Source organism: Streptomyces sp. NPDC088762, assembly GCF_044750905.1.
Classification (GTDB): Bacteria; Actinomycetota; Actinomycetes; order Streptomycetales; family Streptomycetaceae; genus Streptomyces.
This window is the reverse complement of record NZ_JBIVKT010000012.1, coordinates 132,749-154,058: the sequence shown is the minus strand read 5'-3', so window position 1 is coordinate 154,058 and position 21,310 is coordinate 132,749. Positions and strand designations below refer to the sequence as shown.

Genomic DNA, 21,310 nt, shown 5'->3' with positions numbered 1-21,310 from the left:
GTTCCGCTCTGCCCCGATTGTGGCGGGGTTCTCAGCTTTTCTTCATGAAGCCTCCCTCGTAGGCCGCGATGACGGCCTGGGTGCGGTCGCGCGAGCCGGTCTTGGCCAGGACCGACGCGACGTGGGTCTTGACCGTCTGCGGGCCGACCCCGAGGCGCTCGCTCATCTCGTGGTTGGACAGTCCGGTGGCCATCAGCCGCAGGACGTCGGCCTCCCGGTCGGTGAGCCGGGCCACCCAGGGCGCTGCGGGCGGGGCGCCGGCCGTGTGCGCGGCGGCGAGGGAACGGACGGCGGCCGGGAAGAGCAGCGAGTCGCCGCGGGCGACCAGCCGCACCGCGCCGATCAGTTCGTCGGGGCCGGCCCGCTTGAGGAGGAACCCGGAGGCTCCCGCGCGCAGGGCGGCGTAGACGTAGGAGTCGTTCTCGAAGGTGGTGACGACCACGACGCGGGGCGGCTCGGCCATGGTGGCGAGGATCTGTTCGGTCGCCCGTATCCCGTCGATCTCGGGCATCCGGACGTCCATCAGCACCACGTCGGGCGCGAGGGAGCGGACCAGCGCCACGGCCTCGGCGCCGGTGGCCGCCTCGCCCACGACCTCGAGGTCGGCTTCGGCTTCGAGGATGACCCGCAGGGCCGTGCGGACCATCCGCTCGTCGTCGCAGAGCACGATGCGCAGGGGCGGCCGGACCGCCGGGGCCGGTGCGCTCATCGGTCGCCTCCGGTGAGCGGGAGGACGGCCCGCAGCCGCCACCGGCCCTCGTGCGGGCCCGCCTCGACGCCGCCGCCGAGGAGCGCGGCCCGTTCGGCGGCACCGCGCAGCCCGCGGCCCCCGGTGGTGCGGGGCTCCCGGTCCTCCGGCGCGGCGGGCGGATTGGTCATGGTGATCTCCAGTTCACGATGTCCGGTCTCTTCCCGGCCCCGGACGCGGATCCGCAGTTCCACCGGACCCGCGCCGTGGCGCAGTGCGTTGCTGAGGCCCTCCTGGACGATCCGGTACGCCTCGCGGGAGGCGATGGCCGGAAGGCCCTCCCAGTCCCCGGCGGGTCCGGGGTCCTGGTGGGCGGTGACGGGGGTACCGCCGGCCCGGGTGCGGGCCAGCAGTCCGTCGAGGTCGGCGGCGAGGGTCGGCGCGGGCGCGGCGTCCGGCCGGGCCGGATCCCCGTCCCGCAGCAGGCCCAGTACGGCGTCCAGCTCGCCCACCGTCCGCCGGGTGGTGTCCTCGATCGCGGCCAGTGCCTCCCGTACGAAGGCGGGGTCGCTGTCGAGCACCCGGCGGGCGGCGACCGCCTGGAGGGTGACGGCGCTCAGCGCGTGGCCGACGGCGTCGTGCAGTTCCCGGGCGAGCCGGTTGCGCACGGCCAGGTCGGCGGCCCGCTCCTCGGCAGCGGCCAGCCGGTCGGCAGCCGTCGGCCCGAGCAGTACGGGCGCCAGCCGGGCCAGCAGCGCCCCGGCCCCGGCGGCGCACAGGGCGAGCCCGGCCAGCAGACCCGCCCCGAGCAGCGGGGCCAGGTACGGGTCGGCTCTCGTGCTGAACCAGCCCAGCCCCAGCTCGGGCTCGCGCAGCCCCGGCACGAACGGCAGCGCGATCAGCACCACCGCCATGGGAGGCACCGCGAGGCTGAGCCCGCTGATCACCGCCCCCACTCCCAGGTGCAGGGTCCACCATGCCGAGGTCCGCCCCCGCGCGGCCCAGGACCGCGCCGGCCCGTCGGCCAGCCGCTCCCCCGGCACCCCGCACATGGCCCGGACGGCGGCCACGGACAGCGGCCGGACCAGTCCGAACACGGCGGTGACGGCGACCAGCGGCAGGGCGGCCGCGTAGGCGGCGAGGGTGAGCGGGAGGGACGCCAGGGCATTGGCCCCGCCGGCCGCGATGCCGACCCCCACCTGGGTGAGGAGGAAGTACGGCATCAGCAGGGCCCCGCCGAGTACGAGGTGGACCCAGCGCAGCCTGGCCCGCGCCCCCAGCAGCCGGTTCACGCCGGTCGGCGGGCGGTGAGGAACCGTATGAGGACGGCGGCGGCGAGCAATCCGGTGATCATCTGGTCAGCGTAGGCCAACTGGACCGCGGCGGAAGGCCCTTCGCCGCCGTCCAATTGGGGTCCGAACGAGGTGATCAGCATCCAGCTCCCCCAGCTCAGGGCCGCCGCCGCACCGATCCAGACGAGGCCGAGCGGCCACCGCGCCGCAAACGCCCCGCCACGGGCCAGGAGCACGGCCCCCACTCCGGCGGCGAGCGCGCACGTCCCGTGGAGCGCGGACACCAGGGCCCTCTCCACGGAGTACGCGGCCACGCTCTCGGCACCCAGCCCGGCCGCACCGCCGCAGGCCCAGTACCCGTACACCACCGCGATCGCCAGGCCGGCCGTAGCCGCGGCCGCCGCCACCACCCCCGTGGGTGACGGCAGCCGCGCGCCCGTCACGCCCTGCCACCGCCGGCCCCAGCGCTCCCGCGCATAGGGCACGAACAGACCGGCCAGGGCGAGTCCTTGAACCGTGAATCCGGCGTAGACGACGTTGAACACCCAGGGGTCCAGGAAAGGCTCCCGCACCGCCTCCCCGACGGGCTCCGCCCCGAAGCCGAGCGCCCGTATGAGCAGTTGGCCCGGGAACCCGAGGAGGATCGGGGTCAGCAGTCCGGTCGCGACGAACACCGGGACGGTGAGCGTCCAGGCCGGCACCCGTCTGCCCCAGGGTCTGGTGAGCAGCAGCGCGAGCAGGACCACGCAGGCGTCCATCGCCACGGTGACGGCATTCGCCGCCATGAGGAAGGGCCCCGGGTCAAGCAGCACGCTGCCGTCCGGTATCCCGATCCTGCTCCCGGCCAGCCAGGCGGTCTTGAGCACCAGATAGGGCACGGTGGCGGTCAGGGCGACCGCCCGCAGGATCCGCCCTCCGGTCCCCAGGGCGGGGGCCGGCCGCCGGGTCTCCCGGTGGGTCTCGTACGTCGATGGGTGAACTGCTCGCGTGGTCATGACCCAACGGTCCCGTGTCCGCTGCCCCGCCACCTCCCCCTCCAAGGGGAACCGCCTCCCCCGCGCGGGGGAGGAACCACCCCTGCCGCCGCACGGCATGGTCGCGGCACATCGGCCACGGGCCCCGGTCCCCGGCCGATGTGGCGGTCGCCGGGCCGCGGGCCGCGATTCGCGTTCCGCGGTCCGCTGACCCGCGACCGGGTTGTCACATGCGCCGCGTGACCACCGACAGCCGGTCCCGCGCCTCGAACAGCGCCGCCTTGATGGTCTGTTCGTGCCCCGCCGTCAGCCGCGCCACCGGCACCGAGCAGCTCACCGCGTCCCGCGCCGGCGTCCGGTACGGCACCGCCACTCCGAAGCAGCGCAGCCCGAGCGTGTTCTCCTCCCGGTCCACCGCGTACCCCTGCTCCCGCACCAGCGCCAGCTCCTCGATCAGCTGCTCCCGGTCGGTGATGGTGTGCTCGGTGACCGCTTCCAGCCGCAGCGGCAGCAGCCCCCGTACCTCCTCGTCCGTGTGCGTGGCCAGCAGCGCCTTGCCCAGTGCCGTGGAGTGCACCGGCAGCCGCCGCCCGACCCGGGTGAAGGGCCGCAGGTAGTGCTGGGACTGGCGGGTCGCGAGGTACACGACGCTCGTTCCGTCCATCCGGGCCAGGTGGATGGTCTCCGTCGTGTCGTCGGAGAGCCGGTCCAGGGTGGGCCGGGCCGCGGTGACCACCTCGTCGCCGTCGATGTACGAACTGCCGACCAGCAGCGCCCGTACGCCGATGCCGTAGCGCGTGCCCGTCGCGTCCGTCTCCACCCAGCCCAGGTTCACCAGCGTGCGCAGCAGCATGTACAGGCTGGACTTGGGGAGGGAGAGGTCGCTTTGGATGTCGGCCAGGCTGTGCAGGCCGGGCCGGGCCGCGAAGTGTTCCAGCAGCAGGACGGTCCGGACCGCCGATTTGACCGCCGCCCCCTGGGCCGTGGGCACCCCCTGGGCCGAGGACCCCGCCTCGTCCGCGGGCCCCGCCTCGTCCGTGGGCCCCGCCTCGGTCGTCGTCATGCGCGCGCTTCCCCTCTGGTCGCCTCTTGTCACGCGGAGGACGCGGAAATAGAGTCCGCAGCAGATGTGATCATTCATCCACCGGAACGGCGTTCAGAATACTGAACGATCCAGGAGGCAGCGGGTCATGACGACGACACCAGTCTGGAGTGTGGACCCCCGCACCGGGAAGCAGCGCGAGCAGGTTGCGGTGGAGGCCACACGCCAGGAGGTGGACGAAGCCGTACGGTCCGCGCACGCGGCCCGTGGCGCGCTCGCCGACGCCGGCGTCCGCGCCGCCTTCCTGCGCAAGGCCGCCGCGCTGCTCGACGAAGCCGCCCCGCACGTCATCGAGGCCGCCGACGCCGAGACCGCACTCGGCCCGGGCCGGCTCACCGGCGAGCTGGCGCGCACGACCGGTCAGCTGCGCGCCTTCGCCGACGCCGTGGACGAGGGGTCCTACCTCGACATCCGGATCGACCGCGCGGATCCCTCCCTCAGCCCGCCCCGCCCCGAACTGCGCCGCTACAAGGTGCCGCTCGGCGTGGTCGCCGTATACGCCGCCTCCAACTTCCCGCTCGCCTTCTCCGTGCCCGGCGGGGACACCGCGAGCGCGCTGGCCGCAGGCTGCCCCGTGGTCGTCAAGGCCCATCCCGACCACCCCGCGACCTCCGAGCTGTGCGCCTCGGTGCTGCGCCGGGCTGCGGTCGCCGCCGGTCTGCCGGCCGAGGTGGTCTCGGTGGTCCACGGGTTCGACGCCGGCCTGGAGCTGATCCGCCACCCGCTGGTGGCCGCGGCCGGGTTCACCGGGTCCATCCGGGGCGGGCGGGCCCTGTTCGACGCGGCCGCCGCCCGGCCCGTGCCCATCCCCTTCCACGGGGAGCTCGGCTCCCTCAACCCCGTCGTGGTCACCCCGGCGGCCGCCGCCGAGCGCGCCGAGGAGATCGGTACGGGACTCGCGGGCTCGGTCACCCTCGGCGTCGGCCAGTTCTGCGTGAAGCCCGGTCTGGTCCTGGTCCCCGAGGGCGCGGACGGCGACCGGCTCACGGAGGCGCTGACCAAGGCGCTCGGCGAGACGGAGCCGGGGGTCCTGCTCGACCACCGGATGCGGGAGAACTTCCTCGCCGGCGTCCGCGAGCGTGCGGCGCTGCCCGGCGTCACCGCGCCCGTCACCCCCGGGTCCGGAGGGGAGCACACCGTGGGGGCGGGCTACCTGACCGTCCCGGCCGGCCTGCTCGTCGACCCCGCCGGGGGCGCCGCGGGGTCCGAAGGGTCCGATGGGTCCGATGGGTCGGAAGGTACCGACCGCCACTCCTACGAGGTGCTGCTGGAGGAGTGCTTCGGCCCGGTGACCGTCGTCGTCCGGTACGCCGACCAGCGCGAGGCGGCCGCGGTGCTGGAGCGGCTCTCCGGGAACCTGAGCGCCACCCTCCAGTTGTCGGCCGCCGAGACCGAGGGTGCGCCGGGCCCGGCCTCCGCACTGATCGCCCAGGTCACGGGGCTGGCGGGGCGGATCGTGGTGAACGGCTGGCCGACCGGTGTCGCCGTGGCCCCGGCCCAGCACCACGGCGGCCCTTACCCGGCGGCGACCTCGCACTCCACCTCCGTCGGCGGGACCGCCATCGAGCGCTGGCTGCGGCCGGTGGCCTACCAGTCGGTTCCGGACGCACTCCTCCCGGCCGAGCTGCGCGAGGCCAACCCGCTGGGGCTGCCGCGCCGTGTGACGGGGGCCTGAGCGCGGGCCGCAGGTGGTGGCCCGGGGGCGGTGGCCGGAGGTAGCCGGGGGGCGGTCCGGGCGGAGGCCGCCGGGTGGCTGTCGGGCCCCCGCCACCTGCAGCGGGGTGCCGGGCGGCGGCCGGGGGCCCGCTAATTGCGTTGCCGCCTCCGCCCGGGGCGGGGCAGGCTGCGGCTCATGCCGAAGCCGCACGGGTTCTCGTACGAACAACACCGCGACCACCGCGTCGTCATCACCCACCAGGGCCGTACCGCGGCCACCCTCCGCGGGAGCCGGGCCGACAGGTTCCTCGCCGAGGTGGGGGCCGGTGACGCGCAGCTGGTGATGGCGCGCTGGACCGGCTCGTACAAGTTCGGCAACGAGCGCACGGCGAAGAACCACCCCCGCAACCGGCGATGAACCGCGCGCCGGATCCCGGGCCGAATCTGTCGCGAGGGTAAGGGAACGGCAAAGCACCCTCGGTCGTTCTCCGGGCATGACCGCTATGACCCCTGGTTCCAACCTGCCGCTCAATACCGTCCGCGTGACGGTGGACGTGGCTGCCCCGGTGCGGCTCGACGTATCCGGGCTGCTCCTCGCGGCGAACGGCAAGGTGCGCTCCGACGCCGACTTCATCTTCTACAACCAGCCCTCCGGGCCCGGCGTCGACTACCGGTCCGGTGGCGGTACGGCGCCGGACTCGATCACCGTCGACACCAGCGCCGTGCCCCCGGGCATCGAGCGCATCGTGGTCACGGCCAGCCCCGACGCCGCCGGGCAGACCTTCCAGGGCATCGAGCCCACCGCCACCGTGCGCAACGCGGACGGCGGCGCGGTGATCGCCACCTTCACCCCGCCGCGGCTGGGGACCGAGACCGCGCTCGTCGTCGTCGAGGTCTACCAGCGCGGCGGCGTGTGGAAGGTCCGGGCGGTCGGCCAGGGGTACGCGAACGGCCTCGCCGGCATCGCGACCGACTTCGGCGTCTCCGTGGACGAGGAGCCGGCGGCCGCGGCCCCCGCGCCCGCCCCCGTCGCCCCGCCCGCGCCCCCGGCTCCGCCCGCACCGCCGGCCTCCTACCCGGCCTCCCCCTGGCTCGGCGGTGCCACGACGCCCGCCCCGGCCGCGCCGCCGGCCCCGGCGGCGCCCGCCCCCGTGGCCGCGTCCGCCGCGCTCGGCGCCGGGAAGGTCAACCTGGACAAGGGCCGGGTCAGCCTGCAGAAGAACCAGACGGTCTCCCTGGTCAAGGGCGGCCGGCCGCTGCTCTCCCAGGTCAAGATGGGCCTGGGCTGGGAGCCCGCCTTCCGCGGCCGGGACATCGACCTCGACGCGTCCGTCATCGCCTACGGCCCGCAGCGCAACCACATCGACAGCTGCTACTTCGGCAAGCTGTCGATCCTCGGCGGCGCCATCAAGCACTCGGGGGACAACCTCACGGGCGAGGGAGCGGGCGACGACGAGGTGATCGTCGTGGACCTCGGCCGTCTTCCCGCCGACGCCACCGGGCTGGTCTTCACGGTCAATTCCTTCTCCGGGCAGAAGTTCACCGAGGTGGCCAAGGCCTATTGCCGGCTGATCGACGCGGCGAGCGGCGAGGAGCTGGTGCGCTTCGACCTCACCGGTGCCGAACCGCAGACCGGGGTCATGATGGCCAAGCTGATCAAGCAGTTCTCCGGGGAGTGGGAGATGACGGCCATGGGCGAGTTTGTGAAGTCCCGCACAGTGCGCGGGATGGTCAAGCCCGCCGCACAGGCACTCTGAGCAGGTGGGCGGGCAGGTGCGGCCGCAGCCGGGGAGGGCGGGTGATGGATGCCACGCGTAATCCGGGGGTGGCTGTCCGTGCCCGCCCGTAGCCTTGGAGGCATGTACGAGTCACTCAACCCCGCGGGGCCCGCCCGCCCGTCCGCCGCAGAGGCGAACGAGGCGATACGGCACCTTGTCGAGACCCGGGTGGACGGCGAGTGGCCCTCGGAGGCGTACGAGTTCCTCCTCGCCGAGTGGGCCGCGGCCTCCCGGGCGGAGGTTGCCGCGGCCCAGTGAGCCGTCGGTGGACCGGCCGCCGCCGGTGAAGCGCCGCCCGCCGGTGAGCCACCGGCGGGCCGCCGGGCGGCGGCAGCGGGAGCCGCGTCAGTGCGCGCGCCGCCACGGCCCGGTGATGGCCAGCATGATGCCCGGGTCCTGGAGGTTGGCGTACAGCGTGCGCCCGTCCGGTGAGAAGCAGACGCCGGTGAACTCCGAGTACTCGGGCTCCTCGGCCGTGCCGATGTTCAGCTCGTTGCGCGCCAGCGGGTAGGTCCGGCCCGACTCGGTCGCGCCGAACAGGTGCTGGAGGCCCGAGCCGTCCTCGGCGATGACGAGGCCGCCGTACGGCGACACGGTGATGTTGTCGGGGCCGTCGTAGCCGCCCTCGGCCGACGTGTCCGTGTTCACCCCGATCAGGACGGTCAGCCGGACCGTGCGCCGCTTGGGGTCGTAGAACCACACCTGGCCGTCGTGCGCCGCGCCCGGGCTCTCCTCACGGGCGTAGGACGAGACGAAGTACGCGCCGCCGTCGCCCCACCACATGCCCTCCAGCTTCCGTCCCCGCGTCACGACCCCGTCCGCGAACTGCTTGCGCACGGGGACGGTCCGCGCGTCGCGGTCCGCCACGTCCACCCAGTCGACCCCGTAGACGGTGCCGATCCTCGTGGCGCGCGAGAGGTCGTCGACGAAGCGGCCCGAGCTGTCGATGCACTTGGCGGCCTGGAGTACGCCGGCGTCGGCGGAGAGGGTACGGAGCCTGCCGCGGCCGTGGCGGAATCCGCTGGGCGGGGTCCAGCGGTAGAACAGCCCGTTGGGGCCGGAGGCGTCCTCGGTCAGGTAGGCGTGGCCCCGGCGCGGGTCGATGACCACCGCCTCGTGCGCGTAGCGTCCGAACGCCTTGATCGGCTGAGGGTCGCGGTTGGCGCGGCGGTCGTGCGGGTCGACCTCGAAGACGTAGCCGTGGTCCTTCGTCATGCCGTTCTTGCCGGCCAGGTCCTCGGTCTCCTCGCAGGTCAGCCACGTGTCCCAGGGGGTGGCACCGCCCGCGCAGTTGGTCGACGTACCGGCGACGCCGACCCATTCGGCGACCTCGCCGCCGCGCCGGACCTCGACGACCGTGCAGCCGCCGGCCGCGGCGGGGTCGTAGACGAGGCCCTCGGCGAGGGGGACGGGGTGCGCCCAGTTCTCCCGCTTGCCCTTGAGCTCGTGGTTGTTGACGAGGAGGGTGACTCCTCGGTGGCCCTCGAAGGCGGCGGTCCCGTCGTGGTGGGACGGGGTGGTCTCGCCGGAGTCCAGTGTGGTGACACCGCTGTGCGTGATCACGCGGTACGTGAATCCGGCGGGGAGCGCCAGGAGGCCGGCCGGGTCGGGGACGAGGGGGCCGTAGCCGGGTTCGCAGGGCCGCCCGTGCTCGTCGCGGCGCGTGCCGTCGTCGGCGGCCAGCGCGCCGGGTGCGGTCGCGAGGGCTCCGACGGTCCCGGTGAGGGCGACGCCCGCACCGGCGATGACGGTACGGGCGGTGAAGTCTCTGCGGCTGAGCGGCATCGGGTCTCCAGGGGTGGGGAGGTGGTGCGCCTGTCGTGCGGTCGTCGGCGCACACGCTCCCGCCCGCACGTGAACGGCGGCTGAACTACCCGCGACGTGCGGCCGACCCCTTGCCCGCGGCCGGAATGGCCAACTCCACCCCATGAACGGCGCATTGTCGCCGCGGGGGGGCCCACGCCTGCCGGTGCCCGGACAGCCGTGTCACGCCACCGGATACGCGAACGGCCGGCCCGGCGCCGTCGTGGCGCCGGACCGGCCGGGGGCGGTGAAGCCCGTGCCGTCGGTGCGGACCTCAGTCCGTGCCGAACTCCATCGCGGCGCGGTCCAGCATCTCCTCGTCGCCGGAGACCTCGCCGCGGGAGGCGATGGCCTCGGCGCCGCCCTCCGGCATGGTGCCGATCAGGCCCGTCGCGGCCGCCTGGGCGGCGCCGATGGCGGGGCTGCCGGTGCCGATCAGGCCGAGGCCGGCGTACTGCTCCAGCTTGGCGCGCGAGTCGGCGATGTCGAGGTTGCGCATGGTGAGCTGGCCGATCCGGTCCACCGGGCCGAAGGCGGAGTCCTCGGTGCGCTCCATGGACAGCTTGTCCGGGTGGTAGCTGAAGGCCGGGCCCTTGGTGTCGAGGATCGAGTAGTCCTCGCCGCGCCGCAGTCGCAGGGTGACCTCGCCGGTGACGGCCGAGCCGACCCAGCGCTGGAGCGACTCGCGCACCATCAGGGCCTGCGGGTCGAGCCAGCGGCCCTCGTACATGAGGCGGCCGAGGCGCCGTCCCTCGTTGTGGTACTGGGCGAGGGTGTCCTCGTTGTGGATGGCGTTGACGAGGCGCTCGTACGCGGCGTGCAGCAGGGCCATGCCCGGGGCCTCGTAGATGCCGCGGCTCTTGGCCTCGATGATCCGGTTCTCGATCTGGTCCGACATGCCCATGCCGTGGCGGCCGCCGATGGCGTTGGCCTCCATCACCAGGTCGACGGCGGAGCCGAACTTCTTGCCGTTGATCGTGACGGGGCGGCCCTGGTCGAAGCCGATCGTCACGTCCTCGGTGGCGATCTCGACCGAGGGGTCCCAGAACCGCACGCCCATGATCGGCTCAACGGTCTCGACGCCCGTGTCGAGGTGCTCCAGGGTCTTGGCCTCGTGGGTGGCGCCCCAGATGTTGGCGTCGGTGGAGTACGCCTTCTCGGTGCTGTCGCGGTAGGGGAGGTCGTGGGCGAGCAGCCACTCCGACATTTCCTTGCGGCCGCCGAGCTCGGTCACGAAGTCGGCGTCGAGCCAGGGCTTGTAGATCCGCAGGTGCGGGTTGGCGAGCAGGCCGTAGCGGTAGAACCGCTCGATGTCGTTGCCCTTGAAGGTCGAGCCGTCGCCCCAGATCTGGACGTCGTCCTCGAGCATCGCCCGGACCAGCAGGGTGCCGGTGACGGCGCGGCCGAGCGGCGTCGTGTTGAAGTAGGCGCGGCCGCCCGAGCGGATGTGGAACGCACCGCAGGTGAGCGCGGCCAGTCCCTCCTCGACCAGCGACGCGCGGCAGTCGACCAGGCGCGCGATCTCGGCGCCGTAGGTCTTCGCACGGCCGGGCACCGAGGCGATGTCGGGCTCGTCGTACTGGCCGATGTCGGCGGTGTAGGTGCACGGAACGGCACCCTTGTCGCGCATCCAGGCAACCGCGACGGAGGTGTCGAGGCCGCCGGAGAAGGCGATGCCGACGCGTTCGCCGGCGGGCAGGGAGGTGAGGACCTTGGACATAGGAAGAGTATGCATCACTACGTATGTTCATGCAACGGGGTCCTGGGCCGGTCGCTCTTTCGACCGGTCGCAGTCGCGTGCGGAAGCGGGGGGTCCGCCCGGGCCCGCCCGCCTCAGGGCCGCCGGGAGCGTGCCTTGAACGCGGCCTTACGGGCCTCCTTCGCCGCCTTCTTGTCCGGGTGCAGCCGCCCCATAGCCTCCAGGACGTACGCCGTCGCCGGGTGCTCCACCCGCCACACCCGGTCGAAGAAGCCCGTGTGGTGGCCGGTGAGGGTCTCCATCAGGAGCGGCAGCTCCTCGGTCTCCCCGTCGGCGGCGAGCTGCGCCGCGATCGTGTCGACCGTCAGCCAGAACACCATCTCCTCGTCCGGTGCCGGTACGCCGGTCACCCCGCGCTCGGCCAGCCAGACCCGGGCGAGCCCGCCCAGCTCCGCGTCGTCCAGCACCGCGCGGACGGCGGGCTCGGCCTCCGGCCCGGCCGGGGCGAGGGCCTGCTGGCAGCGCAGCCGGCGCAGCGGGGCGCCCGGGTCGTCACCGCGCGCCGCGTCCAGCAGTTCGGCCACGGCGGCGGGCAGCGCGCGGCCGGCCAGCCAGAGCTCCATCTCGGCCTGGGCGGCGGCCTCGGGGTAGGAGGAGACCACGTCGAGCAGGGCGTCCGCGCCCTTGTCGGCCAGTTCTCCGACCGCGGGGGCCTCGACGCCGGCCTCGAGCATCCGGGCGCGGACCCCGTACAGGCCGAGGGGGGTCAGGCGGACCATCCCGTAGCGGGAGACGTCCTCGTCCGCGTCGTCGCCGGCCTGGCCTGCGGTCGCGGCCGTTCCCCCGGCCGCGGGGACGCCCTCGTCGTCCGCCTCCGCCAGCAGCTCCTCGTCGACGGGCCGGTACTCGACCAGGCCGATCGGCTCCAGCTGCCGGAACTGGTCGTCGAGGCGCATCATCGCGTCCGAGACCTGCTCCAGGACGGCGTCGGTCGGATCCGCCATGTCCTCGGGCATGACCATGGACGCGGCGAGCACCGGCAGCGGAACCGGTTCGTCCGGCGACCTGCCCTCGGCGACGGTGAGCAGGTAGAGGTTGGCGAGGACCCCGTCCAGGAAGTCCGCCTCGCGCCGCGGGTTCCAGTCCAGCTGGTCGAAGTCGATCTCCCCGCCCTCGTCCAGCGCGTCGACGAGGTCGTCCAGGTCGGGTACCGCCGCATCGGCGAGGACGGTGTCCAGGGCCGCCAGCCAGAGGTCGAGCACGTCGCCGGGGGCGCCGCCCGTCAGAAGCGCCAGGTCCTCGCCGGGCCGGGCGGTGCCGGCCTCTTCCGGTCCGGGGCCTCCGGAAACCAGGGAGTTCGCGGAGTTCGCGGAGTTCGCGGAGTTCGCGGAGTTCGCGGAGTTCGCGGAGCTCGCGGAGCTCGCGGAGCTCGCGGAGTTCGCGGAGTTCGCGAAGTCCCCTCCGTCCGCCTCCGGTTCGGTCACGTCGACCAGGCCCGTGTCCACGGCCACCCGCCAGGCCTGGCTCGCGTACGCCACGGAGGCCGGGTCGGCGGCGTCGAGGCCGAGCACCGCGGCGGCCTCGGGCAGTTGGGCGGCGACGAGTTCGCCGCCCACGTCGACGCGGGTGTCGGGTCCGGCCCAGCGGGCGAGCCGTACGGCGCGGGCGAACAGGGGGGCGACGAGGGCGTCGCGGGCCAGTTCCGCATCGGAGTGCAGCCGTACCGGCGGCAGCGTGGGGTGCGGCTCTGCGGACATGGGGCGGTTCTCCTCGCGGGCGCGGTGGGACGCGGTGGGGCGGGCCGTGACGGCCCGTCGGGCGCTTCAGCGTAGACGCAATTCGGGCACCGACGGCGGGCGATCGCCTTTGGTTCATCCCACAGTCAGCTGTCGTATTCCCTAGAGCCCTTGACAACTTTGCCGGCCACCCACGAAATTGACGCGCGTAGATGTTTCGGGAGCCGCAAGCCTCCCGCAGATCTCGCGGATCTCACTGCCGCACCCCCGTGCTCCTCCCTCATCCCACACCGGAGTTCCCGCCCATGCGCTCCTCGCATCCCCGTTCCGCCGCCGTCGCGGCCCTCGTCGCCACCGCGCTGGCCACCGGCCTGCTCGCGGGCTCCGCCGACGCGGCCGAAGGCGCCGTGTCCGCCGATCCGATACGCATCCACGACATCCAGGGCACCACCCGGATATCCCCGCTCAACGGCAAGCAGGTCGCCGATGTCGCGGGCATCGTGACGGGTGTGCGTACGTACGGCTCGCGCGGTTTCTGGATCCAGGACCCGGACGCCGACGACAACGACGCCACCAGCGAGGGCGTGTTCGTCTTCACGAGCTCCGCGCCGACGGTCGCCGTGGGCGACGCGGTCAAGGTCTCCGGCACGGTCGGGGAGTACGTCCCCGGCGGCGTCAACTCCGGGAACCAGTCGGTGACCCAGATCTCCAAGCCGACGGTCTCCGTCGTCTCCTCGGGCAACGCGCTGCCCGAGGCCACCGCCGTCAACGAGTACTCGGTGCCGGCCGAGTACGCCCCGGCCGGCGACCCGGCCGCCGGCGGCAGCATCAACGGCCTGGCCCTGGAGCCCTCGCGCTACGCCCTGGACTACTACGAGTCCCTGGAGGGCATGAACGTCACGATCGGCACCTCGCGCGTGGTCGGCGCCACCGACCCGTACAACGAGCTGTGGGTCACCGTCAAGGGCTGGGAGAACGCCGCCAGGCGCGGCGGGACGATCTACGGTTCGTACGAGTCCCAGAACACCGGCCGCCTCCAGATCCAGCAGCTCGCGCCGATCGCGCAGCAGCCCTTCCCCGTGGCGAACGTCGGCGACAGGCTGACCGGCACCACCGAAGGCCCGCTGGACTTCAACCAGTTCGGCGGCTACACGCTGGTGGCCCGCACCCTCGGCACCGTCACGGCGGGCACGCTCGCCCCCGAGAAGACCAAGGCGCAGGCCCCGGGTGAGCTCGCGGTGGCGACGTACAACGTCGAGAACCTCGACCCGAGCGACCCGCAGGAGAAGTTCGACAACCTCGCCAAGGCGGTCGTCGAGAACCTCGCCTCCCCCGACATCCTCGCCCTGGAGGAGATCCAGGACGACAACGGCGCCAAGAACGACGGCACGGTCTCGGCCGAGCAGACGCTGGCGAAGTTCACGGCCGCGATCGCTGCCGCCGGCGGCCCCGCCTACCAGTGGCGGAGCGTCAACCCGGAGGACAAGAAGGACGGCGGCGAGCCCGGCGGCAACATCCGCCAGGTGTTCCTCTTCAACCCCGCCCGGGTCTCCTTCACCGACCGCGCCGCGGGCGACGCGACGACCGCGAACGGAGTCCTGCGGGAGAACGGCCACGCGGCCCTCACCCACTCCCCCGGCCGCATCGACCCGGCGAACCCGGCGTGGGCCGACAGCCGCAAGCCGCTGGCCGGTGAGTTCGTCTTCCGCGGCCGGACCGTCTTCGTGATCGCCAACCACTTCGGCTCCAAGGGCGGCGACGAGGGCCTGACCTCGCACCACCAGCCGCCGGTGCGCTCGTCGGAGGCCAAGCGGCTGCTCCAGGCGCAGGCCGTGAACGGCTTCGTGAAGGAGATCCTGGCGGCGGAGAAGAACGCGAACGTCCTCGTCCTCGGTGACATCAACGACTTCGAGTTCTCGGCGACGACGAACGCGCTGGCCGACGGCGGGGCGCTGTACCCGGCGATCAAGTCGCTGCCGAAGGCGGAACGGTACTCCTACGTCTACCAGGGCAACGCGCAGGTGCTGGACCAGATCCTGACGAGCCCGGCGATCAAGTCCTTCACGTATGACAGCGTGCACATCAACGCGGAGTTCTCGGCGCAGAACAGCGACCACGACCCGCAGGTGCTGCGCTTCCGCCCGTAGCCCTGAAGCCCTGTAGTACGTAGTCCCGTAGTCCCGTAGTCCCGTCGCCGCCGTGTCCCGTTGTCCGTGGTCCTGTGGCCACGCGGCTTCCCCGGACCGCAGAGGGCCCGGCCGCCGTCCCGGCCGGGCCCTCTGCCACACTCCTGGCCATGATCTTCCGTACCGCCACGCGCGAGGACCTGCCCGCCGTACTCGCCCTGCTGGACGACGAGGAGCGGGTGGTGGACCCGGCCTCGATCGTGGTCGGCGAGGCGCACGAGCGGGCCTTCCGCGCCATCGAGGCCGACCCCCGCAACGAGGTGCTGGTGCTCACGGAGCCGGACGGCAGGGTCGTCGGCTGCCTCCAGCTGACGTACGTCCCTGGCCTCGGCCGCAGCGGCCGGGAGCGCGCCCTGGTCGAGGCGGTACGGATCCGCGCGGACCGGCGCGGCGGGGGTCTGGGCGCGGAACTGATGCGGCTGGCGGTGGACCGGGCCCGCGAGCGCGGATGCGGGCTGGTCCAGCTGACCAGCAACAAGCGGCGCGGCGCCGCGCACCGCTTCTACGAGCGGCTGGGCTTCGCCCGCAGCCACGAGGGCTTCAAGCTGTCCCTGGAGCCGTAGGGGGGTGGCGGCGGCGCGATGACGGCCCAGGTCGGGGCGCGGAAGGCGCGTTGACGGGCCGTGGGCGCGGACCGTTCCCGGACAAGGTGGGGACTTTCGGTCCCGGGCGTGACGCTCGCCACATCCCTGTCCAACCGACCCCATGTGGTGTTGAGTGTCTCCACGCCCGATCTTGCGCCGCCTCGTTCCCCGCACTCCCCCGGAGGACCGCGTGTTCCCCTCCATCTCCCTCGCCCAGGAAATCGGCCTCGCCTGCCTGCTCGTCGCCGCCCTCGTCTGGGTCGTCGGCCTCGGCCACATGCTGTGGGACAGCCGCTTCCACCACCACCCGGAGCCGGCCGTCTTCGAGGGCCTGTCGGTGATCCCGTCCCAGCGCACCGCCGCCGCGCACCCGATGGAGTCGGTGGAACTGACCGAGGCGGAGGAGCAGGCCTTCGCCGGCCTGGTCCGCACGATCCCGCTGCGCTGATCGCCCCCACCGGCACCCAGCACCGTCAAGCCCTCCGCCCGCGCTCTCCCCGCCGGTGGAGGGCTTTGCGCTTCGTGGGCCCGGGCGCGTGCCCCGGCCACGACGGACGAGGACACCCGCCTGAATGCCGCAACGCCCTCCCCCGGCCGTCTCGGGCCGTGGAAGGGCGTTCAGCGGTGACCGGCGTCGCCGACCGGTCCGGTTCAGCCGGTGGTCGGCGCGGCGGGCATCAGTTGTGGCTGTGCAGGACCTCGTTCAGGCCGCCCCAGGCCGCCTTGTACGGGCGGGCCTCGACGGCGCCGGTGACCGAATTGCGGCGGAAGAGGATGTTGTTGGCGCCCGAGAGCTCCAGGGCCTTGACGATCTGGCCGTCCGGGAGGGTGACGCGGGTGCCCGCGGTCACGTAGAGGCCGGCCTCGACGACGCACTCGTCACCCAGCGCGATGCCGACGCCCGCCTCGGCGCCGATCAGGGTGCGCTCGCCGATCGAGATGATCTGCTTGCCGCCGCCCGAGAGGGTGCCCATGGTGGACGCGCCGCCGCCGATGTCGGAGCCGTCGCCGACGACGACACCCGCGGAGATGCGGCCCTCGACCATGGAGGTGCCCAGGGTGCCGGCGTTGAAGTTGACGAAGCCCTCGTGCATGACGGTGGTGCCCTCGGCGAGGTGCGCACCGAGGCGGACGCGGTCCGCGTCGGCGATGCGGACGCCCTTGGGGGCGACGTAGTCCGTCATCCGCGGGAACTTGTCGATCGAGGTGACCTGGAGGTGCAGGCCCTCGGCGCGCGCGTTGAGGCGCACGGTCTCGACCTGGTCGACGGCGACCGGGCCCAGCGAGGTCCAGGCGACGTTGGCCAGCAGGCCGAAGACGCCGTCCAGGTTCTGGCCGTGCGGCTTGACCAGGCGGTGGCTGAGCAGGTGCAGGCGCAGGTACGCGTCGTGCGCGTCCAGCGGCTTGTCCTCCAGGGAGGCGATCACCGTACGGACGGCCACGACCTCGACGCCGCGGACCGCGTCCTGGCGGATCGCCTTCGCCGCGGCGGCGCCCAGCAGCTCCACGGCCTGGTCGGCGGTGAGGCGCTCGGTGCCGGCCGGGCCGGGCTCGGCGACCAGCTGGGGGGCGGGGAACCAGGTGTCGAGGACGGTGCCGTCGGCGGTGAGGGTGGCGAGGCCGGCGGCGACGGCGCCGGTGGTACGTGTAGCAGTCATGCCAGCAACCTAACCGGCGACGGCCCGCGGTTGCGAACCGGTCTCATGTGACGGGCGCGCGCCGTGTCGCTCCGCCCGCCGTCCGGCGGTCCGCACCTCGCTCCGGTGCCTGGCCAGGACGGCCGCCCCGGCGCCCGCGGCCAAGGCCGCGCACAGCGGCCACAGCAGGCCGGGGGCCGCCGCGTACACGGCCCCGCCGGCGGGCGGGGCGAGGACGGTCCCGCTGACCGAGACCCCGGCGTACAGGCTCTGGAAGCGCCCGACGGCGTGCTCGGGGGCCTCGTCGGCGACGTAGGCGGTGGCGGTGGTCTTGTAGAGGATCTCGCCGAGGCTGAGCAGCACCATCATGACCACGGCGGTGGCGAGTCCGGCGCCGAACAGCAGCGCGGCGTAGCCGGCGCCGACCAGCACCAGTCCGGTCCCGATGACCGCCAGCGGCGGGCGGGCGCGCAGGGCGACCGCGGCGGGCAGCTCCAGCAGCAGGATGACGGCGCCGTTGAGCGCGATGACCAGGCCGAAGGCGCGTACGTCGAGGCCGTGGTCGGCGAGGAAGACGGGAAAGAGGGAGTACTGCTGCCGGTACACCACGTCGACGACCAGGATCGCGCCGAGCAGCACCAGCACTCCGGGCCGCGCCCGCAGTTCGGCCCACACCCCGCCGCGGCCCTGACCCCCGTCCGGTGCCGCGGCGGGCGTGCGGGCGGCGCCGCGCGCCGGGACGACGCGGGCGGTCCAGAACGCGAAGAACAGGGTGCCGAGGCCGTCGCCGACGAAGAGCCAGTCGTACGAGAGCCCGGCGGCGACCAGGGCCCCCAGCGGCGGGCCGAGCGTGAAGCCGCCGTTGGACACGCACCGTACGACGGCGAAGGCCTGTCGGCGGGCCCCCTCGGGGACGGTCACGGCCACCAGCGCGGAGTTCGCCGCCCGTACGACGCCGGAGGCGTACTGGGCCAGGGGCAGCGCGGCGTACAGCAGCGGGGTGGGCAGCAGCGGGAAGGCCATCAGGGCGGCGCCACCGAGCGCGGAGGCGGCGAGCAGCACCCGGCGGTGGCCGAAGCGGTCGCCGTACCAGCCGCCGGTGAAGTTGCCGGCGACGAGCCCGATGCCGCCGACGCCGGTGACCAGGCCCGCCTGGGCGGCGCCGAGGCCGCGCGGGCCGGTCAGGTAGAGGAAGACGAAGACGAAGGTGAAGCTGACGACGGCGTTGACGAAGACCCCCGCAGCCAGCAGCCACACAACCCTCGGTACGTCCTTGAAGCCCTGCAGCACACCCGTGTCCCCCATGCCCGACGTAGTGAGTTCCTTTTGGGAACTGACTATGTCAGCATGACAGCCTTGGGTCAACGGACAAAGGAGTGCCCATGGCCCAGCGCACGCACCTCGGCGACGCCGACTGCTCCATCGCCCAGGCGCTCGACGTCGTGGGCGACTGGTGGACGCTGCTGATCGTGCGGGACACCGCGCGCGGCCTCCACCGCTTCGACGAGCTCCAGGGCGAGTTGGGCGTATCGCGCAAGGTCCTCGCCGAGCGGCTGAAGCTGCTCGTCGAGGCCGGGGTGCTGACGCGCGAGCCGTACCAGGAACGCCCGGTGCGGCACGAGTACCGGCTGACCCCCCGCGGGCGGGGGCTGCTGCCGGTGCTGATCGCCCTCCAGGACTGGGGGGACCAGTGGATCCTGGGAGACGGAGAGATGACGGCGACGACCGAAGGGACCTCGCGGGAGGCCGACCGGGTGCACGCGCTGCGCGGCACCCGGGTCCCGGAGCTGCTCCTGCCGGACCGGTTCGGGGAGTTCGGGGATCCGGTGGCGGCGGACACCCCGTTCACGGTCCTGTACTGCTTCCCCGGCGCCTACGCGCGGGCCGCGTCCTACCCGCCCGGCTGGGCGGGGATCCCCGGCGCCAGGGGCTGCACCCTCGAGTCCTGCACCTACCGCGACCAGCTCGCGGAGTTCACCGCGGCCGGCGCCACCGTGCACGGGGTCTCGACCCAGCGCCCGGACGAACAGCGGGAGTTCGCGGAGCACGAGGGGCTGCGCTTCCCGCTCTTCTCGGACGCGGACCTGGCCCTGACGGCGGCGCTGCGCCTGCCGACCTTCCGCGCGGCGGGCGTGAGCCGGATCAAGCGGCTGACCCTGGTCGTCGGGCGGGACCGCGTGGTCCGCGAGGTCTTCTACCCCATCGGCGACATCGAGGCGAGCGTGCAGGTGGCCCTGGCCGCGGTCCGTTCCGCCGCGGGGTCGTAGCGGGGTCTAGGCCGGAAGGGCGAACCCGTCGTAGAGGTCGTCCAGCGCGCGGAAGGCAACCCGGGCGGGCGTGACCCGGACGGCGAGGTCGCGGGCGGCGGCCGCCAGGGGGTGGCGCAGCCCTGCCACCCGGCCGGCCCGGCGGGCCCGGAGCCGGATGGCGTCGGTCCGGTCCCGCCGGGCGGCGGAGTACGCGGCGAGGGCCTGCGGGATACGGTCGCCCTCGCTCCGGTCCAGCAGGTGGGCGAGGACCACCGCGTCCTCGATGGCCTGGCATCCGCCCTGCCCCAGGTTGGGGGTCATGGCATGGGCGGCGTCGCCGATCCAGGCGATCCGGCCGTCGTGGAGGCGGGGCAGCCGCTCCGCCAGGTCGTACAGGTCGTGCTGGAGCAGCGTGGCGGGGTCCAGCCGCTCCAGCAGCGCGGGCACCGGATCGTGCCACCGGCCGAACCGCCGGGCCAGCTCGGCCGGTACGTCGGCGGGCCGGGTGCCCGGAGCCGCGAAGGCGGTGGCGTAGACGTAGACCCGCCCGTCCGCCAGGGGCACGATCCCGAACCGCTCACCGCGCCCCCAGGTCTCCGAGGCGGCGAGCACCGGCAGCCCGTCGGCGGACACGACCGCCCGCCAGGCGGTCTCGCCGCTGTAGTGGAGTCCGGGGTGCTCGGGGAAGTACCGACGGCGCAGGGGGCTGTTGATGCCGTCCGCGGCGATCACGGCATCGACCCGCCGCTCCCCGTCGTCGGCACGGACCAGCGGGGCACCCCCGGCGTCGCGGACCTCCGAGACGGCCGTCCCGTACCGCACCGTCCCGGCCGGCAGCTCCTGCGCCAGCCCGTCGGTGAGGGCGGCGCGGTGCACGGCCAGCGGCGGGCTCCCGTACCGCGCGGCCAGCGCACCGGTGTCGGCCCGGTTGAGCCAGCCGCCGTCGGGCCGGCGCACCCCCATGGCGGCGGGCACGGCGCTGCCGGTGGCCCGCTCCACGTCGAAGCCGAGGGAATCGAAGGCGCGCAGCGCGTTGGGCGCGAGCACGATGCCGGCGCCGACGGCGGGCTCGGCGGCCCGCTCGTACACCGTGACCTCCCAGCCGCACCGGTGCAGCGCCACGGCCGCCGTGAGCCCGCCGATCCCGGCTCCCACCACGGCCACTCGACGTCGGGACATGGACGCTCCTCCCACCGGGCCTCTACATCCGTAGAGGCGACATGAGGGCACTCTACATCTGTAGAGTGCCCTCATGTCCACCACCGACCGCAGAACACTGATCGCCGACACCGCCATCGCCACCGTCGCCGCCGCCGGTCTGCGGGGGCTGACCCACCGGGCGGTCGACACCGCCGCCGGCCTGCCGGCGGGCAGCACCTCGTACTACTTCCGCACCCGGACGTCCCTGATCGAGGCCTGCTACGAGCGGCTGGCAGAGCTGGACCTGGCGGATGTGGACCAGGACGCGCCCACCGCCCCGTCCCTGTCGGCGGGCCCGGCCGGCCGGGCCGAGGCGGCGGCCGCCCTCGCGGCGGTCCTCCACCACTGGCTGACGGCGGGCCGCGAGCGCCAGCTGGCCCGCTTCGAGCTCAGCCTGGAAGCGGCCCGCACCCCCGACCTGCGCACCGGGCTGCACCGGGCCGGCCTCGGGGCCCGCGCCCGCGCCGCCGCGATCCTCGCCGCCCTCGGCGCCGCCCACCCCGAGGCAGCCGCCGAGCTGCTGGTGGCCTGGACCGACGGCCTGCTCTACGACCAGCTGGCCGGAGCCCTCGCCGCCACCCGCCCCACCCCCACGGTTCCCGCCCTGGCCGCGACGGTCCACCGCATGCTGGACGCGGTCCTGGCCCCCGAGCCCGGAAACCCGTGACGGCACCTCCCGAACCCCGCCGGCGGCTCAGGACCAGACACGCCGGGCCATCCGACCCT

Annotated in this window: 19 protein-coding genes; 9 read left to right on the top strand and 10 right to left on the bottom strand. The window is 73.9% G+C overall.

Going from position 1 to position 21,310, the window contains the following annotated elements:
• Positions 1–31: 31 nt before the first annotated feature.
• The 4 genes from ACIP5M_RS25355 to ACIP5M_RS25340 all read right to left on the bottom strand — a co-directional run bounded on the left by ACIP5M_RS25355 (position 32) and on the right by ACIP5M_RS25340 (position 4,017).
• Positions 32–709, bottom strand: coding sequence for a response regulator (locus ACIP5M_RS25355; protein WP_401200966.1), 678 nt, complete (start codon positions 707–709; stop codon positions 32–34).
• Positions 706–1,980 carry a sensor histidine kinase gene (locus ACIP5M_RS25350; RefSeq protein WP_401200964.1) on the bottom strand — a complete coding sequence of 425 codons (1,275 nt, stop codon included), beginning with the start codon at positions 1,978–1,980 and terminating at the stop codon, positions 706–708. The genes ACIP5M_RS25355 and ACIP5M_RS25350 overlap by 4 nt, the downstream gene beginning before the upstream one ends.
• The gene (locus ACIP5M_RS25345; RefSeq protein ID WP_401200962.1) at positions 1,977–2,975 is read right to left on the bottom strand and encodes a hypothetical protein; all 999 of its coding nucleotides are present in this window, start codon (positions 2,973–2,975) and stop codon (positions 1,977–1,979) included. The genes ACIP5M_RS25350 and ACIP5M_RS25345 overlap by 4 nt, the downstream gene beginning before the upstream one ends.
• 205 nt (positions 2,976–3,180) lie before the next feature.
• A complete protein-coding gene (locus ACIP5M_RS25340) occupies positions 3,181–4,017 on the bottom strand; it encodes an IclR family transcriptional regulator (protein ID WP_401200959.1) in 837 nt (278 codons plus the stop codon).
• 127 nt (positions 4,018–4,144) lie between these two features.
• Here ACIP5M_RS25340 and ACIP5M_RS25335 point away from each other — a divergent pair, with 127 nt between their 5' ends.
• The 4 genes from ACIP5M_RS25335 to ACIP5M_RS25320 all read left to right on the top strand — a co-directional run bounded on the left by ACIP5M_RS25335 (position 4,145) and on the right by ACIP5M_RS25320 (position 7,748).
• Positions 4,145–5,731, top strand: a complete 1,587-nt coding sequence (locus ACIP5M_RS25335) for an aldehyde dehydrogenase (NADP(+)) (protein ID WP_401200957.1) — start codon at positions 4,145–4,147, stop codon at positions 5,729–5,731.
• A gap of 177 nt (positions 5,732–5,908) precedes the next feature.
• Positions 5,909–6,130 (top strand): hypothetical protein, encoded by a 222-nt coding sequence (locus ACIP5M_RS25330; protein WP_401200954.1) that lies wholly within the window; start codon positions 5,909–5,911, stop codon positions 6,128–6,130.
• Positions 6,131–6,206: 76 nt separating this feature from the next.
• A complete protein-coding gene (locus tag ACIP5M_RS25325) occupies positions 6,207–7,469 on the top strand; it encodes a TerD family protein (RefSeq protein WP_401200951.1) in 1,263 nt (420 codons plus the stop codon).
• Positions 7,470–7,571: 102 nt separating this feature from the next.
• A complete protein-coding gene (locus ACIP5M_RS25320) occupies positions 7,572–7,748 on the top strand; it encodes a hypothetical protein (RefSeq protein ID WP_401200948.1) in 177 nt (58 codons plus the stop codon).
• A gap of 87 nt (positions 7,749–7,835) precedes the next feature.
• Here ACIP5M_RS25320 and ACIP5M_RS25315 read toward each other — a convergent pair whose 3' ends face one another.
• The 3 genes from ACIP5M_RS25315 to ACIP5M_RS25305 all read right to left on the bottom strand — a co-directional run bounded on the left by ACIP5M_RS25315 (position 7,836) and on the right by ACIP5M_RS25305 (position 12,749).
• Positions 7,836–9,275 (bottom strand): alkaline phosphatase PhoX, encoded by a 1,440-nt coding sequence (locus tag ACIP5M_RS25315; protein WP_401200946.1) that lies wholly within the window; start codon positions 9,273–9,275, stop codon positions 7,836–7,838.
• Positions 9,276–9,567: 292 nt separating this feature from the next.
• On the bottom strand, positions 9,568–11,013 hold the full coding sequence (argG, locus tag ACIP5M_RS25310) for an argininosuccinate synthase (RefSeq protein WP_401200944.1): 1,446 nt from the start codon (positions 11,011–11,013) through the stop codon (positions 9,568–9,570).
• Between the two features lie 113 nt (positions 11,014–11,126).
• Positions 11,127–12,749: a hypothetical protein gene (locus tag ACIP5M_RS25305; protein WP_401200941.1), complete on the bottom strand. Its 1,623-nt coding sequence runs from the start codon at positions 12,747–12,749 to the stop codon at positions 11,127–11,129.
• 284 nt (positions 12,750–13,033) lie between these two features.
• Here ACIP5M_RS25305 and ACIP5M_RS25300 point away from each other — a divergent pair, with 284 nt between their 5' ends.
• The 3 genes from ACIP5M_RS25300 (at position 13,034) to ACIP5M_RS25290 (ending at position 15,946) form a co-directional block, all read left to right on the top strand.
• Positions 13,034–14,875: an endonuclease/exonuclease/phosphatase family protein gene (locus ACIP5M_RS25300; protein ID WP_401200939.1), complete on the top strand. Its 1,842-nt coding sequence runs from the start codon at positions 13,034–13,036 to the stop codon at positions 14,873–14,875.
• A gap of 149 nt (positions 14,876–15,024) precedes the next feature.
• The gene (locus ACIP5M_RS25295) at positions 15,025–15,477 is read left to right on the top strand and encodes a GNAT family N-acetyltransferase (RefSeq protein WP_401200937.1); all 453 of its coding nucleotides are present in this window, start codon (positions 15,025–15,027) and stop codon (positions 15,475–15,477) included.
• Between the two features lie 211 nt (positions 15,478–15,688).
• Positions 15,689–15,946, top strand: coding sequence for a hypothetical protein (locus tag ACIP5M_RS25290; protein WP_401200934.1), 258 nt, complete (start codon positions 15,689–15,691; stop codon positions 15,944–15,946).
• A gap of 229 nt (positions 15,947–16,175) precedes the next feature.
• Here the strand turns inward: ACIP5M_RS25290 and dapD are convergent, their stop codons facing one another.
• Both dapD and ACIP5M_RS25280 read right to left on the bottom strand, forming a co-directional pair.
• Positions 16,176–17,156: a 2,3,4,5-tetrahydropyridine-2,6-dicarboxylate N-succinyltransferase gene (gene dapD, locus ACIP5M_RS25285; protein ID WP_401200932.1), complete on the bottom strand. Its 981-nt coding sequence runs from the start codon at positions 17,154–17,156 to the stop codon at positions 16,176–16,178.
• 9 nt (positions 17,157–17,165) lie between these two features.
• Positions 17,166–18,440: an MFS transporter gene (locus tag ACIP5M_RS25280; RefSeq protein WP_401200930.1), complete on the bottom strand. Its 1,275-nt coding sequence runs from the start codon at positions 18,438–18,440 to the stop codon at positions 17,166–17,168.
• Positions 18,441–18,517: 77 nt separating this feature from the next.
• Here ACIP5M_RS25280 and ACIP5M_RS25275 point away from each other — a divergent pair, with 77 nt between their 5' ends.
• The gene (locus ACIP5M_RS25275) at positions 18,518–19,402 is read left to right on the top strand and encodes a winged helix-turn-helix transcriptional regulator (RefSeq protein WP_401200927.1); all 885 of its coding nucleotides are present in this window, start codon (positions 18,518–18,520) and stop codon (positions 19,400–19,402) included.
• Between the two features lie 6 nt (positions 19,403–19,408).
• Here ACIP5M_RS25275 and ACIP5M_RS25270 read toward each other — a convergent pair whose 3' ends face one another.
• Entirely contained in the window at positions 19,409–20,563 is a 1,155-nt protein-coding gene (locus ACIP5M_RS25270) for an FAD-dependent monooxygenase (RefSeq protein ID WP_401200924.1), read from the bottom strand.
• A 73-nt stretch (positions 20,564–20,636) separates the two neighbouring features.
• On the opposite strand from ACIP5M_RS25270, the gene ACIP5M_RS25265 reads away from it, so the two are divergent.
• Positions 20,637–21,251 (top strand): TetR/AcrR family transcriptional regulator, encoded by a 615-nt coding sequence (locus ACIP5M_RS25265; RefSeq protein ID WP_401200921.1) that lies wholly within the window; start codon positions 20,637–20,639, stop codon positions 21,249–21,251.
• Positions 21,252–21,310: the final 59 nt, after the last annotated feature.

What these genes read in the sequence shown, in the direction of transcription:
- ACIP5M_RS25355 (WP_401200966.1), bottom strand. Translation starts at nt 709, where the DNA reads ATGAGCGCACCGGCCCCGGCGGTCCGGCCGCCCCTGCGCATCGTGCTC.
- ACIP5M_RS25345 (WP_401200962.1), bottom strand. Translation starts at nt 2,975, where the DNA reads ATGACCACGCGAGCAGTTCACCCATCGACGTACGAGACCCACCGGGAG.
- ACIP5M_RS25340 (WP_401200959.1), bottom strand. Translation starts at nt 4,017, where the DNA reads ATGACGACGACCGAGGCGGGGCCCACGGACGAGGCGGGGCCCGCGGAC.
- ACIP5M_RS25335 (WP_401200957.1), top strand. Translation starts at nt 4,145, where the DNA reads ATGACGACGACACCAGTCTGGAGTGTGGACCCCCGCACCGGGAAGCAG.
- ACIP5M_RS25330 (WP_401200954.1), top strand. Translation starts at nt 5,909, where the DNA reads ATGCCGAAGCCGCACGGGTTCTCGTACGAACAACACCGCGACCACCGC.
- ACIP5M_RS25325 (WP_401200951.1), top strand. Translation starts at nt 6,207, where the DNA reads ATGACCGCTATGACCCCTGGTTCCAACCTGCCGCTCAATACCGTCCGC.
- ACIP5M_RS25320 (WP_401200948.1), top strand. Translation starts at nt 7,572, where the DNA reads ATGTACGAGTCACTCAACCCCGCGGGGCCCGCCCGCCCGTCCGCCGCA.
- ACIP5M_RS25315 (WP_401200946.1), bottom strand. Translation starts at nt 9,275, where the DNA reads ATGCCGCTCAGCCGCAGAGACTTCACCGCCCGTACCGTCATCGCCGGT.
- argG (WP_401200944.1), bottom strand. Translation starts at nt 11,013, where the DNA reads ATGTCCAAGGTCCTCACCTCCCTGCCCGCCGGCGAACGCGTCGGCATC.
- ACIP5M_RS25305 (WP_401200941.1), bottom strand. Translation starts at nt 12,749, where the DNA reads ATGTCCGCAGAGCCGCACCCCACGCTGCCGCCGGTACGGCTGCACTCC.
- ACIP5M_RS25300 (WP_401200939.1), top strand. Translation starts at nt 13,034, where the DNA reads ATGCGCTCCTCGCATCCCCGTTCCGCCGCCGTCGCGGCCCTCGTCGCC.
- ACIP5M_RS25295 (WP_401200937.1), top strand. Translation starts at nt 15,025, where the DNA reads ATGATCTTCCGTACCGCCACGCGCGAGGACCTGCCCGCCGTACTCGCC.
- dapD (WP_401200932.1), bottom strand. Translation starts at nt 17,156, where the DNA reads ATGACTGCTACACGTACCACCGGCGCCGTCGCCGCCGGCCTCGCCACC.
- ACIP5M_RS25280 (WP_401200930.1), bottom strand. Translation starts at nt 18,440, where the DNA reads ATGGGGGACACGGGTGTGCTGCAGGGCTTCAAGGACGTACCGAGGGTT.
- ACIP5M_RS25275 (WP_401200927.1), top strand. Translation starts at nt 18,518, where the DNA reads ATGGCCCAGCGCACGCACCTCGGCGACGCCGACTGCTCCATCGCCCAG.
- ACIP5M_RS25270 (WP_401200924.1), bottom strand. Translation starts at nt 20,563, where the DNA reads ATGTCCCGACGTCGAGTGGCCGTGGTGGGAGCCGGGATCGGCGGGCTC.
- ACIP5M_RS25265 (WP_401200921.1), top strand. Translation starts at nt 20,637, where the DNA reads ATGTCCACCACCGACCGCAGAACACTGATCGCCGACACCGCCATCGCC.